The sequence below is a fragment of the Kitasatospora sp. NPDC059646 genome (assembly GCF_042734615.1).
Lineage (GTDB): Bacteria > Actinomycetota > Actinomycetes > Streptomycetales > Streptomycetaceae > Kitasatospora.
Genome location: NZ_JBHWDS010000011.1, coordinates 124,218 through 137,057, shown reverse-complemented (window position 1 = coordinate 137,057; position 12,840 = coordinate 124,218). Strand labels below are relative to the sequence as shown.

Annotated in this window: 27 protein-coding genes; all 27 read right to left on the bottom strand. The window is 67.9% G+C overall.

Annotated features, from left to right (window positions below; all coding sequences use genetic code 11):
• Positions 1–54: 54 nt before the first annotated feature.
• On the bottom strand, positions 55–330 hold the full coding sequence (locus ACFV1L_RS10425; protein WP_380364792.1) for a hypothetical protein: 276 nt from the start codon (positions 328–330) through the stop codon (positions 55–57).
• 1 nt (position 331) lies between these two features.
• Positions 332–844, bottom strand: a complete 513-nt coding sequence (locus tag ACFV1L_RS10420) for a DNA (cytosine-5-)-methyltransferase (RefSeq protein ID WP_380364791.1) — start codon at positions 842–844, stop codon at positions 332–334.
• A 175-nt stretch (positions 845–1,019) separates the two neighbouring features.
• Complete coding sequence (locus ACFV1L_RS10415) at positions 1,020–1,526, bottom strand: DNA cytosine methyltransferase (RefSeq protein ID WP_380364789.1); 507 nt, start codon at positions 1,524–1,526, stop codon at positions 1,020–1,022.
• Positions 1,526–1,759: a hypothetical protein gene (locus tag ACFV1L_RS10410; RefSeq protein WP_380364787.1), complete on the bottom strand. Its 234-nt coding sequence runs from the start codon at positions 1,757–1,759 to the stop codon at positions 1,526–1,528. Before ACFV1L_RS10410 ends, ACFV1L_RS10415 begins: the two co-directional genes overlap by 1 nt.
• Before the next feature lie 91 nt (positions 1,760–1,850).
• Positions 1,851–2,630: a hypothetical protein gene (locus ACFV1L_RS10405; RefSeq protein WP_380364785.1), complete on the bottom strand. Its 780-nt coding sequence runs from the start codon at positions 2,628–2,630 to the stop codon at positions 1,851–1,853.
• Positions 2,631–2,739: 109 nt separating this feature from the next.
• Positions 2,740–3,315, bottom strand: a complete 576-nt coding sequence (locus ACFV1L_RS10400) for a hypothetical protein (RefSeq protein WP_380364783.1) — start codon at positions 3,313–3,315, stop codon at positions 2,740–2,742.
• Between the two features lie 149 nt (positions 3,316–3,464).
• Positions 3,465–3,656: a hypothetical protein gene (locus ACFV1L_RS10395; protein WP_380364782.1), complete on the bottom strand. Its 192-nt coding sequence runs from the start codon at positions 3,654–3,656 to the stop codon at positions 3,465–3,467.
• Between the two features lie 120 nt (positions 3,657–3,776).
• On the bottom strand, positions 3,777–3,992 hold the full coding sequence (locus tag ACFV1L_RS10390) for a hypothetical protein (protein WP_380364780.1): 216 nt from the start codon (positions 3,990–3,992) through the stop codon (positions 3,777–3,779).
• Positions 3,989–4,684: a VWA domain-containing protein gene (locus ACFV1L_RS10385; protein ID WP_380364779.1), complete on the bottom strand. Its 696-nt coding sequence runs from the start codon at positions 4,682–4,684 to the stop codon at positions 3,989–3,991. Before ACFV1L_RS10385 ends, ACFV1L_RS10390 begins: the two co-directional genes overlap by 4 nt.
• The gene (locus tag ACFV1L_RS10380; RefSeq protein ID WP_380364777.1) at positions 4,684–4,956 is read right to left on the bottom strand and encodes a hypothetical protein; all 273 of its coding nucleotides are present in this window, start codon (positions 4,954–4,956) and stop codon (positions 4,684–4,686) included. Before ACFV1L_RS10380 ends, ACFV1L_RS10385 begins: the two co-directional genes overlap by 1 nt.
• Positions 4,953–5,255 carry a hypothetical protein gene (locus tag ACFV1L_RS10375; protein WP_380364776.1) on the bottom strand — a complete coding sequence of 101 codons (303 nt, stop codon included), beginning with the start codon at positions 5,253–5,255 and terminating at the stop codon, positions 4,953–4,955. The genes ACFV1L_RS10380 and ACFV1L_RS10375 overlap by 4 nt, the downstream gene beginning before the upstream one ends.
• On the bottom strand, positions 5,249–5,446 hold the full coding sequence (locus tag ACFV1L_RS10370) for a hypothetical protein (protein ID WP_380364774.1): 198 nt from the start codon (positions 5,444–5,446) through the stop codon (positions 5,249–5,251). Before ACFV1L_RS10370 ends, ACFV1L_RS10375 begins: the two co-directional genes overlap by 7 nt.
• Positions 5,443–5,640 (bottom strand): hypothetical protein, encoded by a 198-nt coding sequence (locus tag ACFV1L_RS10365; protein ID WP_380364772.1) that lies wholly within the window; start codon positions 5,638–5,640, stop codon positions 5,443–5,445. The genes ACFV1L_RS10370 and ACFV1L_RS10365 overlap by 4 nt, the downstream gene beginning before the upstream one ends.
• Positions 5,637–5,909 carry a hypothetical protein gene (locus ACFV1L_RS10360; RefSeq protein ID WP_380364770.1) on the bottom strand — a complete coding sequence of 91 codons (273 nt, stop codon included), beginning with the start codon at positions 5,907–5,909 and terminating at the stop codon, positions 5,637–5,639. The genes ACFV1L_RS10365 and ACFV1L_RS10360 overlap by 4 nt, the downstream gene beginning before the upstream one ends.
• Complete coding sequence (locus ACFV1L_RS10355; protein ID WP_380364768.1) at positions 5,906–6,496, bottom strand: hypothetical protein; 591 nt, start codon at positions 6,494–6,496, stop codon at positions 5,906–5,908. The genes ACFV1L_RS10360 and ACFV1L_RS10355 overlap by 4 nt, the downstream gene beginning before the upstream one ends.
• Before the next feature lie 74 nt (positions 6,497–6,570).
• Entirely contained in the window at positions 6,571–6,750 is a 180-nt protein-coding gene (locus ACFV1L_RS10350) for a hypothetical protein (protein WP_380364766.1), read from the bottom strand.
• On the bottom strand, positions 6,747–7,022 hold the full coding sequence (locus tag ACFV1L_RS10345; protein WP_380364764.1) for a hypothetical protein: 276 nt from the start codon (positions 7,020–7,022) through the stop codon (positions 6,747–6,749). Before ACFV1L_RS10345 ends, ACFV1L_RS10350 begins: the two co-directional genes overlap by 4 nt.
• Before the next feature lie 9 nt (positions 7,023–7,031).
• Positions 7,032–7,295, bottom strand: coding sequence for a hypothetical protein (locus ACFV1L_RS10340; protein ID WP_380364762.1), 264 nt, complete (start codon positions 7,293–7,295; stop codon positions 7,032–7,034).
• A complete protein-coding gene (locus ACFV1L_RS10335; RefSeq protein ID WP_380364761.1) occupies positions 7,292–7,717 on the bottom strand; it encodes a hypothetical protein in 426 nt (141 codons plus the stop codon). The genes ACFV1L_RS10340 and ACFV1L_RS10335 overlap by 4 nt, the downstream gene beginning before the upstream one ends.
• Entirely contained in the window at positions 7,714–7,974 is a 261-nt protein-coding gene (locus ACFV1L_RS10330; RefSeq protein WP_380364759.1) for a hypothetical protein, read from the bottom strand. The genes ACFV1L_RS10335 and ACFV1L_RS10330 overlap by 4 nt, the downstream gene beginning before the upstream one ends.
• Positions 7,971–8,768, bottom strand: coding sequence for a hypothetical protein (locus ACFV1L_RS10325; protein WP_380364758.1), 798 nt, complete (start codon positions 8,766–8,768; stop codon positions 7,971–7,973). The genes ACFV1L_RS10330 and ACFV1L_RS10325 overlap by 4 nt, the downstream gene beginning before the upstream one ends.
• A 231-nt stretch (positions 8,769–8,999) precedes the next feature.
• Entirely contained in the window at positions 9,000–9,752 is a 753-nt protein-coding gene (locus ACFV1L_RS10320; RefSeq protein WP_380364756.1) for a hypothetical protein, read from the bottom strand.
• Positions 9,753–9,820: 68 nt separating this feature from the next.
• Positions 9,821–10,399, bottom strand: coding sequence for a hypothetical protein (locus ACFV1L_RS10315; protein WP_380364754.1), 579 nt, complete (start codon positions 10,397–10,399; stop codon positions 9,821–9,823).
• A gap of 196 nt (positions 10,400–10,595) precedes the next feature.
• The gene (locus tag ACFV1L_RS10310; protein WP_380364752.1) at positions 10,596–10,874 is read right to left on the bottom strand and encodes a hypothetical protein; all 279 of its coding nucleotides are present in this window, start codon (positions 10,872–10,874) and stop codon (positions 10,596–10,598) included.
• Between the two features lie 9 nt (positions 10,875–10,883).
• Positions 10,884–11,489 carry a hypothetical protein gene (locus ACFV1L_RS10305; protein ID WP_380364750.1) on the bottom strand — a complete coding sequence of 202 codons (606 nt, stop codon included), beginning with the start codon at positions 11,487–11,489 and terminating at the stop codon, positions 10,884–10,886.
• Between the two features lie 69 nt (positions 11,490–11,558).
• Entirely contained in the window at positions 11,559–11,861 is a 303-nt protein-coding gene (locus ACFV1L_RS10300) for a hypothetical protein (RefSeq protein ID WP_380364748.1), read from the bottom strand.
• Positions 11,858–12,832, bottom strand: a complete 975-nt coding sequence (locus tag ACFV1L_RS10295) for a peptidoglycan-binding protein (protein WP_380364747.1) — start codon at positions 12,830–12,832, stop codon at positions 11,858–11,860. The genes ACFV1L_RS10300 and ACFV1L_RS10295 overlap by 4 nt, the downstream gene beginning before the upstream one ends.
• Positions 12,833–12,840 lie beyond the last annotated feature (8 nt).

Below are 12,840 nucleotides of genomic sequence, written 5' to 3'. Positions count from 1 at the left end.
GCACGAAGAAGCCCCCGCATCGTCGGTGTGCGGGGGCTGGGCGGTACCAGTACGTCAGGCGGCGTCGGGCGAGGTGTAGCCAGTCACCGCGAAGTGCTCGGCGGCGACCGAGACGACCTTGCGCGTCTTGCGCTGGATGTGACCGGAATCGCGGCCCGTCGGCTGGACGAGCAGCTCCGGGTGCGAGCGGCCACGGTCGTCGCGGATCATGCTGATCTGCCGCACGACGCCTTCGCTCTGCCGCACGGTGTTGCCCTGGCGCGACGGGTAGACGCCGACGGTGCCCTCCGTAATCGGCTGGCCGGTGAAGTCGGTGAGTCTGCGAGCCATCTCAGTTCTCCTTTACTACGTTGATGTTCTGCGTGAGCAGCCAGCGGTACGCCTCGTACGCCTGCTGCGGGACGACGCCGTTGCCGATCTTGTGAAGCTGCTGGGCACGGGTCAGGCCGGGGATCCCGGTCACCCACCCGTCGGGCAGCCACATCAGCCACTCGGCGAAGCGGACGGCGAGTCGTCGACCACCTCGCGGGCCCAGTTCCGTGGGAATCGGCGCAGGACGCCCGGACAACACTTCCTGCCGACGAATGGCGGGCTCGAAGTCGGCCCAGTCCTGGATCTCGTCGACCGGCTCGACCAGCAGGAAGCTGACTTCATCGTCCAACGTCGGCGCGTGCCCGCCGACTTTGCGCTTGTCGGGGTGCTGCGCCGCACCGTTGGTTCCGAGCGATGCAGTAGGCGTCTTGAAGAGCAGCACAACTTCACTCAGCGGCCTGCTGTTCCGGCCATGCAGATTTGACGCGCCCGATTTCCAGTCCCGAGCCGTCGGCGTGGGGAGCAGGTTCACGACGGCTCCGGGAAGAGCGTAGTCCCCGCCGCTCCCTCGCTGATTCGGCCCGCCGTTCGGCCCGTCGGACGCACGGGGAGTCGGTAGGAGCTTGTTCGGCTCCGGCAACCGAGCTACCACACCCGGCAGGTAGTAACTCCCGTGAGAGTTCCGCCGATGGATCGCGTCCGGGAGATCACTCGCCTTCGGCGTCGGCAGGAGTGGCGACGCCGAACCAGCGGTCCCGCCGGTGGGCGGCGCCCACGTCGGAAGCTCGTAGGCACGTCCACCGGAGGTCATACCCGATCGCGGCCAGGTCTTCGGCGACGACCCCGAGCCCGCGCGCTTTGATGGCCGCGACGTTCTCCAGGAACACGAGCCGGGGTCGTAGGACGCGAACAGCTTCGGCGACGTTCTTCCAAATTCCCGACCGGGCACCGCCGATCCCTTCCCGCCTGCCGGCGTTGCTGATGTCCTGGCAGGGGAACCCCGCCGTGATGACGTCGACCTGGCCAACAAGGGCCGTCCAGTCGAACACCGTGATGTCGCCGATGTTCGGCGCGTCCGGGTACCGGGTGGCAAGCACGAGCGACGCGGCCGGGTCGACTTCCGCGACGTGCGTCACCGTCCCGCCCGTCAGCGCCTCCACCGCCATGCCCAGTCCGCCATAGCCGGCGCACAGTTCGAGGATCCGCACCGTCATCAGCCGGCGTTGAACGACGCACTGATGACGGCCGACGGGCCGCGGAGTTCGATGCGCTCAGCCACCGCGTTGGATCCGTCGGGTTCGAACCCGTAGAACGCACTCGGGCACGAGTCCTCCGGCGGGTTGAGCACGAGCCGCAACGCGGCTGCCTTGCTGCCGGCCCGGACAACCACTTCGTCGTACTCGTCCCATCCGACGCGATCCGTCCGGCTCACCAAATACAGCGGCACTGCATCTCTCCTCTGCTTCTTCGCTACAGTTGGAGCGCCCGGCCCCTGACGATCTCTACTCGCCAGGGACCGGGCGCGTTCGTGTCGGCTGTCAGGCCGCGTCGGCGAGTTCCGAGAGCCGGCGCTTCGCTGCGAACTCGCGGTCGGCGTCCTCTCGCTTCGCGTTGTACGCGCCGAGAACCTTGATCACCGGCTTGTTGTAGCTGACCGTCTTGCCCTTCATCGGGCCCGACTTGGCGACGAACTCCACGAGTTCGATCGACAGCCGGCAGCGGGCCGGGCCACCGACGGTGTCCAACGCCTCCAGCACCTCGTGGAGCACCTTGGCCAGGTCCCACGCGCCGGAACGGAATCGGAACAGACCGAGGTCGGGGGCGTCGGTCAGCTTGAAAAGGACGCGGATGTCGGGCTTCGGCCCCCTCCCGGTCTTGGCGAGCGCCTTGCGGTCGGCGAGCAGCTCCGGGCAGCCGCAGGGGTTGCCCTTCTCCTCCGGCGGGGACAGGTACTCCACGCCGTCGCAGTGGTGGATCGGTTCGCCGCCGACGGCGCCGTACAGCCGCATGTCGCTCTGAACGGCGTTCGCGCCGTCGATGACGATCTCGACCGACGCCGCGTCGGTGAGGATCTCCAGGGAGTCCTCGCTCTCGGTGTCCCACTCCTCGGCCGTACCACCCAGCAGCTCGGCCACGCGGGACGCGACGGCCGGATCCCCGGTGGTCACGCGCCACTCGCTGAGCGACTCGGGGCGGGCGGACCGGCCGGTACCGGTCATGCGACCCGCACGGAAGCGGCCGACCACGTCCTCCGCAAAGGATGCACGGGGCTTGGGCTTGGCGTCGGGGTCGGTGTCGAAAATGCGCAGTCCTGCCATGTTGTTCTCTGCCTCTCGTTGGCTGCATCGTCCAGTGCGCGACCCGTAGATGGGTGCAGAGGAGTTACTGAGCGCTGAGGCCCATTTGTTTGGGGTATCGAAAGGCGTTTTACGATGCCCCGTGCTCGCGTCGGTGGAGGATGGGGACGTACTGGCGCTGCTCGCGCTCAGCAGCCCAGTACTCGTAGAGGCAGCCGTACACGACCTTCAGCCGGTCGCGGTGCTGGTGCTCTTCACCGGCAAAGGCCCAACCGTGGACGGCGCGGACGTCGTCGACAAAGGCCAGTGCACGGGCCGCCTGGCCGGCCTGACGCTCGTACCGCCGGGCCTGCGCACGAAGCTGTGCCTGCAGCCCGTACACGCGCTGCTCCAGTTCCTCCGTCCGCCGCTTCACCTCCCGGTCCACGTCGGCCGGCAGTTCACGGCTCGGCGCCCAGGTGTGGAAATACTCGCGCTCTGCGACCTGGTCCTGCAGCCGGCGGATCTCGGCGCGGTAGACGTCGCGCGCTTCGTCGGCCTCACGGCGTGCAACCTGCTCCTGCCGGTAGGCAGCGTGGTTGTATATGGCTTCCTTGCCGGCCGCGTCGCGCTGTTCGCGGACCCGGGCCAGGTGATGGATCAGCATCCGCAGCTTCTCCCGCTGCTGATCGATGATCCACGACTGGCGCTCCATGTGCGTGTGCACGCCCGCCCACTCTTCGCATCGCAGGCACCACGCTGCCCGGCTGTGCGTCGGAGTCTCACGGAACTCCCCGCGGGGGCGCCGACGGTGACACCTGACGCAGTAGAGGTCGGTCCGGTCGCGGGGGCCGCGGGTGAAGACGTTCAGGGCCGTCACGGCTCCACCTCCAGGTCGGCGAGTAGCTTGGCCGCCGCGTCCCAGTCGCTTATGCCTCCGAAGTCGCGTACCAGCTGCAGCGCTCGCTGAATCAGCGTAAGTTCGTCGCCGGTCAGCTCCACTGTGGCAGTGCAGGTCGTCGTGACGTTGGCCATCAGCGCCTCTTCCTCTTCGTCGCCACGTTGCACTTCTGCAGGTAAGCCAGTACAGCTACGGCCTCTGCATGTGTCGCCCCCGCCCAGATCTCAGCCCAGACCCACCCGGGCTGAAAGATGCACCAGCGCCCGTCCTGCTTGCGAATCCGCCAGCTACTCGCCCGCACGCGTCGTCTCCTCTCGAAGCCCGTCGCCGGCCAGGAACTCGGCGGCCTTGATCACGTCCACGACGTCCAGGCCGTTGGCCCACTCCTCGCCACGGGTCAGTCGGAGCGCCATGCTGAAGATGTCGCCCCGGTCCGCGATGAACGCCGCGTCCGTCTTCTCCAGGCCCGTGTCTGGGCCGATGTCGTCCGCGGGGCGGGTCATAGGGTCACACCCGCACGGCGCGCGGCCGGCAGCCACTGCGCGTACTCCGCAGTGATCCCGTCGTAGAGGGCGGCATCACTGACGTTGCGCGGGACGGCCGCGTGGAAGAAGGACGCGTTGTCGACCACTCGGCCGCTCAGGGCGTCGAGCTGCTCCAGGAAGCTGACCCGCCCGCCGAAGCCCACGAACGCCCAGAAGATCGGGAGCCCGCTGGTCTCCCGGAGTACGGCCTCCGCTGCCACGCGTGAGTCGGGCTCTCCGTCGGTCTGGAAGATCACGAGCGCGGGCGTGGTAGCGCCAGACTGCTGGTAGTGAGCGACGACAGTACGCATCGCGGCCCAGTAGTTGGTGCTCCCCCACGGCGTCCGCTGGTGCTGCCGCTCCACCACGCCGGCGTAGTCCGTCAGGTCGAGGTCGACCACGGGGCCGGCGTGCGACCCGAACATGACCATGGGCACGGTGCCGTCGTCGTCCAGGTTCGCGGACAGCCCGAGAGCCTGCTCCGCGAGCCGCTGAACTTCGCCGGAGGCGTAGTACGGGGACATGCTCCCGGAGTGGTCGAGCACGAGGTACACGGCCGCTCGCTGACCCGTCAGTCCGTGCTTCTGCAGGCTCACGCCGGCGGTCTTGATCAGGTTGACGACGGCCGGTGCGGGGGCCGATGACGGGGCGGGGCGGGTGAACAGGGACATTAGCTCTCCTCGGTAGCAGGGTCGATGGTCTTCGCGTAGTAGTTAGCGCGCATCCGTCGGATCGCACCGAGGATCGGGCCGGGAAACCGATCCGCCTCCGTCTGCCGGATCTGCTTCGCGGCATCGCGCAGCACTTCACGCCGGAAGCGCTCGATCAGCTCGTCCTGCTCCTCGTGCTCCAGATGCCCGCTGTACGCGACTGCACAGGCGAGCCAGCCCCGAGCCTGCTCCAAGTCGGTCGGCCACGGATCGGGCAGAAAGTATCGGCTCATCTGGACACCTCCGGGTCGTGCGCCATCTCCACCGCGTGCCAACCCCGTACTGCGTCCAGAGCCTCCGCCATGGACGAGAAGTCGTGCTGACGGTGGGGGCCGAGCGCGTAGCTGTACACACCGATGCCGGCCAGTCGAAACGGATCCCCGGCGAGCCGGTCGTGCACGGTGTTGAAGTGGAGACTGATCAGCCCTTCGGATGACTTGCAGTGGCCCTCGTACGAAAAGTAGTGCTCGTACGCCTCGTCCAGCAGGCGGCGCAACTCCGCCAGGTCGGACATCTCCTGCTCGGTCAGCACTTCGCCGCCTCCGGGTCGATCAGGTCCGCTGCAGCAAAGGAACAATGGCGCAGCTTCTCCGTCAGCTCATGCGCGTGCGCACGGAGCAGGTCGTCCAGCAGCTCGGTCAGCCTGGCGTACTCCTCGCCGTACCAGCAGTCCAGGTGATTGTGAATCCAGGCGCGTGCCTCTTCGACGGAACGAGGCGTCACCGCACACCCCTCTCCCACGCCGCCCGGGCCTCCGCCTGGCAGCTCACACCGAGCCGGCGCAGCGTCGCCTGCGCCCGCGGAACCCAGTGGGACGGCCAGTCGCCGATCTCGGCGTAGGCCCGGACCTCGTCCATGTCGGTGCCGACGAGCCAGGCAAGGAAGGCAGCGTTCCCGTGCTTGCGGTGGGTGATCACTCGCCGTCCTCCAGCCACAGCGTCCGACCATCGTTGTCGCGCACCCATAGGCGGAACTCCTCCGTGGCCTCGTCGTTCCGGAACTTCGCCAGGACGCGGAGCGCCGAGCCGTCAGCAGTGACCAGCCACGAACCCTTGCGGCCCGGAACTTGAGTGATGATCAGCTCTCGCGTCCCGCCGTTGCTGCGACGGGTCGTCAGACCATCGCTGCGCTGGTGCGGGTAGCGGGTCTCCTGTCGGAAGCGGCGGATGCGGGTTGCGGGCTTCACGCCTCCTCCCGCAGCGCTGCATTCAGGTCTTCAACCGATGCCGTCCGCTTCCCGTCCAGCGCTGCCCGCAGTCGGCCGAAGAGCGCCCGCATGCGCGTCCGCTCCGCGTCCAGCTCACTGCGCCAGCCCGCTTCCCGGGACTCCGCGGCCTCCCGGTTGAACTTCTGGAGCTTGATCTCCGCCACCAACTCGTCGTGCGACCACGACGCGTAGGTGTTGGCGAACGCCTCCTCATTCTTCCGGTCCTGCTCTGCCCATTCCTGCCGACGGCGCTCCAGGGCGTCCCAGATGTCGCCGCCATCACCCACGGTTCCGACCGGATACCGCGTGCCCTCGCCCGGACGCGGGGCGCCCTCCACGAAGCCGGCCCAGCCTTCCGCAAGCCACTTCTGCAGCGAGCCGTTCAAGTCGGTCACCTCGTCGCGCGTGAGAACGAACGAACGCCCGCCGCCGGTCGTCGGGTGGAACACGCGGACCACGACCGTGTCAGAGATGGGCCGCGTGTGCGTAGCACCAACGGTGATCGCGCTACGGCCTGAGGTGGCCATGTGTTCATTCAGGGTGTGCGCCTTACTGAACAGGTACATCGGGTCTCCTCTCTCCTCCTACGCCGAAAGCCCCCGGCGCCGAAGCAGCCGGGGGCTCAGGGGTGGTGCGGAGGTCAGTCGAAGGTGGCGGGAACATCGATCCGAACGGGGTCGCCCACGAAATCGCCGTCGACGATGCGGTTCAGCTCGACCCTGTACAACGGCTCGCAGCAGCCGTTGTCCAGCTCGAAGCCGTCAGCGGCAGCCGCATCGATCGCGGCCTGGATCGCCTTCGCGTGCTCCTCGATGGTCATCGCGCACCCTTCACGCGGGCCGGCAGCAGCGCCGCAAGGCCGACCACGACGAGCAGCGCGGCCCCGAATCCGAGCGGCGGGACGGCCGGCACAGCGCCGTGCAGGGCACCGACACCGAGCATGAACAGCCACGCGCGGAGCGGGAGGATCAGCAGCACCCCCGTGAGCTTGCCGCACACCTCGCCGAGCGCCTTCACCTGCGCGTCCAGCTTCTCGGCCATCGCCTTTTCCGCGTCCATCTCCGCCCCCAGCTTGTCGAAGTCGATGCTCACTTGCTCTCCTCAGCGCTTGCAGGTCGGGTCAGCCACGACGGCAACGGCCTTGCCGCCGCCCTTGTTGGTGCCTTCGCGGGTCACGAACATCCGGAAGCCGTTGCCGTCGCACTTCGAAGCGACGTTGGCGAAGCCGTCCGGCATGCTGTAGATGACGGCCGGCGAGTCATCCTTGCGCTGCACCGGCGCGTCGTTCCACTGCTCGGTCGCAGCCGAGCAACCCGTCAGCGTGAGCGCCAGGGCTGCGACGGCGACGATCAGGGACTTCTTCACGCGGCGCTCTCCAGTTCCTTGACGCTGATGTCGAACCCGTAGCCGTAGTAGAAGGGGTTGCCGCAGCTCCACCCCACCGACAGTTCCAGCACGTCGCCCATGTCCGCGTAGATGTGCCAGGTGCCGTATTCGTTCGTGGTGCCCACACCGGTGATGATGTGGTCAACCCGCTCCGGGTGGAGCAGGAACGATTGCAGTTCGGTGTAGGCGCAGCAGTCATCGGTGTTGATCAGTTCGACCCGGTGTCCGTTGTCGAGCGTGATGACCAGCGCGTCTTCGGTACCGCCCCACCGACGCGACACCGTCTCCTTGGTGGCACTGACGATGCGGTGCCCGACAACGGCTTCGCTGAGCGTGGCGACGTTCTCCGGCATCGTGCCGTCGTCGTCGTAGTCGCTCAGTACCTCGATGGCGTAGCTCACTTGCTGCCCTCCCTCTCCAGCTCGGTGATCCGCAGGGCCTGGCGGACGACGGTCTCCCGGAGCGTTTCAACGCTCGCCTCCAGCCGCTCCACCGTCAGCGCAACCGTCTTCAACTGCGTAGTCTTACGCCGCGCCTCATGCCTGCACGCTTCGGCAACCTGCTCGCACCGCTCCAGCTCTGCACGCAAGTGCGCGTTGTCTGCGACGAGCTGTGCGATCCGTCGCGCGTCCTCCGACTCGAAGCGAATGTTCGTCACGCCGCCCGCCTCTCCGTGCCGGTCTCCGCGGTGCCGGTCGACCACACGGGTCGGCCAATGACGCTCTTCTTCCGCACGCTGTCCCACTGGAAGACCGTCAGCAGCGCCGTGAAGACGTCGAAGAGGTCGTCCGAGCAGTCGACCGGGACGAGCTTGGCGCCCTCGGGTCGCACGTGAAGCACTGCTGCAGCGTCCAGCGCCGGCACCGGGACGGACTCCCCCGACGACGCGAGGATCATTCGGTCCGCCCGCGCGTAAGCCTTGAGCTGCAACGCGACGTCATCGTGAACGCCGGATCGGGTCGTCTTCCAGTCGATGATGACCGTCTCGCCGTCGATCTTGGCGATCGCGTCGAACGAGCCGGCATAGCCGAAGGTGTCGCTCCAGACCGTCTCCTCCAGGTGGAGGAACTCCGGCTGCTGCTCCTGAAGGAACGCGTCGAAGTGTCGCGCATACTGCTGCATGTCCGGGTGGACACGCCCGATCCGCTCCCCGCGGGCGAGCCGCTCGAAGAGGTCGTGCGCGTCGCTGCCGGTGCCCGCAGCCTTCGCCGTGAAGCGGGTGGGCGCCCGCTTGAGGTAGTCGATCGCGGCGTCGCGGTCGCGCAGGGCGATGTTCACCACGGCGCCCAGGTCGTCAACTGCTGTCTCTGCCACGGTCTTTGCTGACCAGAACTGCAGGAACGGCTTCGGCAGCATGCCGAGCACGGAGGTCACGCCCGGGACCTTCTTCGCGCCGTCCGCCGGGTCCACGTAGAAGCGCGAGTCGCCGCGCTTGATCGTCTGTACCGTCATCCTCTGCCCTCTCGTGCGTAGATGGGTGCAGAGGAGTTACTGAGCGCCAGCCCGGGTCTGTTTGGGTCGTCGGCAAGATCTTTTCCCCGGGCTCGGACCCGGCCAAAGTGCCGAACTAACCCCCTACTTTCAGTTCTTCTAAGACGCGTTAGAGAGAAAAGGAAAAAGGCGGTTGGTTTGACACTTTGGCCCCTCCGGGCCGCGGGGAGGACGAGTCGGCCTGACGAGCCGTCAGCGCATGCCGGCGTCGCGCAGCACGCTCGACAGAGCGGTGATCTCCCGCTTGACCGCCTGCAGCCGGGTGTAGAGGACCCGGCGCTGATCGGGCGTCATGTCACCCTCGATCACTGCGGGCTGCATGCGCCCAATCGCGGACTCCAGCATCTGGGCGATGCGGAGGTGGTCGCTGACGGCACGAACCGGTGACTGAGGCTCGGGAGCCGGCGCAGGTAGGGCTGCCTTGGCTGCCCTCTTCGACGTGGCAGGTGCAGCGGGCGCGATCTCGTGCAGGGCCGTAGCCGCGTGCACCACGCCGCGCTCCAGACGCCGACGGTCAGCCGCACGCTCAGTCGCGGGCTTCGGCGAGAGTCCCGCGTCCTCCAGCTCCTCAGGGCTCGCCACAGTCCGCAGCAGGTTGTTGATGTGGTAGCGGACGCTGGCACGCAGGTTGCTGGCGACGCCGTCAGGGATGTTGGCGCTGAGGTACATCTGCTGCGCCTCCACCTTGTAGGCGTGCGACTGCCCCGCCAGGTCCCCCATCTGCAGGCGCCGCGCAATCAGCACAGCCGCGAGCGATTTCAGGATGGTGGTGGAGATCTTCTCGGTCGCCGCGTACGCCTGCGCGAGCTTTGTGCCGCGCGTCATCAGGTCTTCCGGTGCCCAGTCCCGGACGGCGTCCAGCGTGAGCGGCTCGGGGACGGGGACGCGCCGAACAGCAGGCGCAGCAGCAGCGCGCTTCGGCGGCACTGCGGGCATGTTGGCCATGTGGCCTCCAGTCGTCACGGGCACTCGCAGCCTACCTGTGCAGGCTGAGGCGCCAGGCGGTCGGTCTGCTATTGCGCTACGAACGGGCGCATGCACACGCCGCAGATGATCGGCCCTTTGGCATACGTGCCGGCCGCAACCCACGCTTTCCGTCCACAGGTGCACTCGGTGAGGACGCGCTTGTCCCCACGCGGACGCTTCGACGGGGCAGCCAGTACTGCCAGCGTCCGCGCCAGTGCGTCGTCCAGATCCTCCATCACCGTCTGCACCAGAGGCGACGTTCGCGTTGCATCGGAGAGGATGACGTCCCGGTACCCGTGATAGGTGCTGCTCGGCGGCTGGTCGGTCGGCACCTGGTCGGTCGGCCACTCCAGTCCGACTGCAACTGCGCAGGCCAGGAAGGCGCGGCTGTGATAGACGCCACGGCGGCTCGTGTCTGTCGTGCCCGCAGCCATCGCCAGTCCGTGAGCAGCCTCGTGCAGCACTGCAGTGACGACCGCCTCTGCTCCTGCCTCCAGGGTGGGACGCCCGATCACTACCGGCAGCGGGTCTCGACCCGCCCATCGGTCGTGCGAATGATCTGATGGCGCGGGGCCGGTGCTCACAGTAATTTCGGCTGCCTGCAGGGTCGGATGGTCTGCCCTCACGGACTCCCATAGTGACGTCAGCAGCGCTACCAGCGACGTGGAGTGGACAGGGGATGGCGGTGTCATAACTGGACAGTAGCGACCTTGTGTTGTATGGCACAAGCGGGCGCAAGTACGCATGTCTTAAAGGCGTCGTAAGAAAACGCAAAAAGCCCCGCCTCCAGGTGGAGACGGGGCTTTGTTAGGCCGACTGTCATCAGTCAGTAGTGTTCTCGTCGGACGCTGTCGGACTCACCTTCGCTCGGGCGCCCTCGCCCAGCAGAATCGGGAGCAGCACCATCAGCACGCCGACGATTTGGCCGACGGTGGAGGCGTTGCTCAGTGCCGGAATCAGCACCGATCCGGCACCGATGACGGACATCAGCCAGGCCCGGACTCGCACCGGCTCTGTGGCCAGCATCACACGGATGTACGCGACGGTGTACAGCACGACGGTTTGCGCGGCATCACGCACACGCGTCAGCAGGGTCTTCATGGTCCTCGCTCATTCGTAGGAACGCCCGTACTGGCGGGCGGATTCGGCGGTGTGAACGTGCGCGTGGAACTGGGAGACCGCGGACTCCAGGTCGGCGACGCTGCCGGCGTTGATGATCGTGTGGTCCGCGTCATCCGGGCCGAGCGTCCCCTCCGACTCGTGCACCAGGTGCGGGACGCCGGGGCGGTCGATGTAGAGGAGGTGGAAGCCGCGGGCGCGCAGGGCTGCAACCTCGTTGGGGTAGCGGACGTCGGTGATCACCGTGCAGCAGCCGGTACGCTCGCCGATCTCGTCGACTCGCGCCAGAGCGGCGCGGATCCAGATCTCCGGGTCGACGGCGCGGATGGAGGCGCCGAGTTCCTGGAGGAAGCGGCGGACCTCGGGGTAGTCCTTTGCCTCTTCCCACCCGTCGGCAGCGACGATCTCGGCGAGCCGGTATTCGAAGGTGTCGAAGCCGTCGCCGAGGGCGTCCACCTGCACGATCGGGTTGATCCGCAATGCCGCGTCCTTAAGCGCGTCCGCGAACGCCACACGTGCGTACCCGCAGTTGTTCACGAGCCACGCGCCGGCCGTGTCCTTGCCGACGCGTGCCCGCCCGATGATGCCAATGTGCATGTCGTCTCCCTGCTCGTGAATGGACTGGGGCAGAGAGGGTTACTGAGCGCCGGCGCGCGTTTGTTTGGGTCAGGTCCCGGGATTTCGGCGGATCAGGAAGTGCTCCGCATCGTGAGCCGCCTGCCAGGCACGCACGTCGGTGATGTCCTCGCGCAGCTCGGCGACGTCCGTTCGAAGCTCATCCCGCACGTCGTCAAGTCGTGCGCCCAGCCTGGCTCCCAGCGTCTCCACGGTCTCCCGGGTGGCGGCCCCCTCCTCCTGCGCCGCCCCGCGGGCCCGGCGAAGGCCGAGCACCGCAGGGATGGCAGAGACGACCGCGCCGCCGACGATGCCGAGAGCACCGACGACGGCAGTCACGGTCTCAGGGCTCATGGGCGGGTCACCCTGGCCGTCCAGGCCGCGCGCCAGGTGACGGGACCGACCAGTCCGTCAACCGCCAAGCCCTTCTGCGCCTGGAACGCGCGGGCGACAGCCGCGGACGCCGGGCCGTAGTACCCGTCCACGGTGATCGACCACCCGCGATCGGCCATCCGCTGCTGCCAGCGCCTGACGTTGGCGTCGTACCGCGGAGCCGAGGACGCGCGGAAGGTGTAGCCCGGCCAGACTGGCGCGGAGGACGTCGAACCGGAGCTGCCCGCACCGGAGTTGCCGGCCGAGCCGCCACCGGGCGTGGCCGGCGGAGGAGTCTGCACCGGCGGCTGTGCGGGAGCCGGAGTCGTCCCCGGGACTGCCGGTACGGTGATGACGTCGCCCGGGTGGATGGTGTCCGGGTGCTGGGCCACGCTCGGGTTGAGCCCGAGAATCACCGCCAGCGCGACACCCGCGGCAGCCGCGATGCCGCTCAGGGTCTGCCCGGCGCGGACGACGACGGTCTTCGTCCCGATGGTCGACGGGTCCGCGAACGCGGGCGCGCCGTACCCGTAGATGTAGGGGTCGTCCCGGCGCCGGGTCCGGCGGTAGACGCCGTCACCTTCCGGCGACCCGCCAGCCGAGGTGTTGCCCTCGATCGTGTAGATGTAGGTCGCGTCGAACGACACCACGATGCCGGTGTGCGACCCGCCGGACGCCCCGTAAAACACCTGCGCGCCGACGCTCGGGGTCGTCCGCCACTGGCCGCGCTGCTTGAACCACGCGACTCCCGTGGCGCACGAGGCAGTTCGCGGGTAGATGTCAGCGTTGCCGGACTGGAGCGCGCACCAGGAGACGAAGGTGGCGCACCACGCCTGCCAGTCCGACCACTCCAGGCCGGGCACGGCCGGCGAATACTTCTGGTGGTTGTTCCACGAGCCGTCGGCGCTGCGGCCCTCGTGGTAGCCAACCTCTGCGTCGGCTACGGAAATCATGCGTTCGG

What these genes read in the sequence shown, in the direction of transcription:
- ACFV1L_RS10295 (WP_380364747.1), bottom strand. Translation starts at nt 12,832, where the DNA reads ATGATTTCCGTAGCCGACGCAGAGGTTGGCTACCACGAGGGCCGCAGC.
- ACFV1L_RS10405 (WP_380364785.1), bottom strand. Translation starts at nt 2,630, where the DNA reads ATGGCAGGACTGCGCATTTTCGACACCGACCCCGACGCCAAGCCCAAG.
- ACFV1L_RS10355 (WP_380364768.1), bottom strand. Translation starts at nt 6,496, where the DNA reads ATGTACCTGTTCAGTAAGGCGCACACCCTGAATGAACACATGGCCACC.
- ACFV1L_RS10390 (WP_380364780.1), bottom strand. Translation starts at nt 3,992, where the DNA reads ATGACCCGCCCCGCGGACGACATCGGCCCAGACACGGGCCTGGAGAAG.
- ACFV1L_RS10305 (WP_380364750.1), bottom strand. Translation starts at nt 11,489, where the DNA reads ATGCACATTGGCATCATCGGGCGGGCACGCGTCGGCAAGGACACGGCC.
- ACFV1L_RS10380 (WP_380364777.1), bottom strand. Translation starts at nt 4,956, where the DNA reads ATGAGCCGATACTTTCTGCCCGATCCGTGGCCGACCGACTTGGAGCAG.
- ACFV1L_RS10385 (WP_380364779.1), bottom strand. Translation starts at nt 4,684, where the DNA reads ATGTCCCTGTTCACCCGCCCCGCCCCGTCATCGGCCCCCGCACCGGCC.
- ACFV1L_RS10310 (WP_380364752.1), bottom strand. Translation starts at nt 10,874, where the DNA reads ATGAAGACCCTGCTGACGCGTGTGCGTGATGCCGCGCAAACCGTCGTG.
- ACFV1L_RS10425 (WP_380364792.1), bottom strand. Translation starts at nt 330, where the DNA reads ATGGCTCGCAGACTCACCGACTTCACCGGCCAGCCGATTACGGAGGGC.
- ACFV1L_RS10300 (WP_380364748.1), bottom strand. Translation starts at nt 11,861, where the DNA reads ATGAGCCCTGAGACCGTGACTGCCGTCGTCGGTGCTCTCGGCATCGTC.
- ACFV1L_RS10415 (WP_380364789.1), bottom strand. Translation starts at nt 1,526, where the DNA reads ATGACGGTGCGGATCCTCGAACTGTGCGCCGGCTATGGCGGACTGGGC.
- ACFV1L_RS10350 (WP_380364766.1), bottom strand. Translation starts at nt 6,750, where the DNA reads ATGACCATCGAGGAGCACGCGAAGGCGATCCAGGCCGCGATCGATGCG.
- ACFV1L_RS10320 (WP_380364756.1), bottom strand. Translation starts at nt 9,752, where the DNA reads ATGGCCAACATGCCCGCAGTGCCGCCGAAGCGCGCTGCTGCTGCGCCT.
- ACFV1L_RS10325 (WP_380364758.1), bottom strand. Translation starts at nt 8,768, where the DNA reads ATGACGGTACAGACGATCAAGCGCGGCGACTCGCGCTTCTACGTGGAC.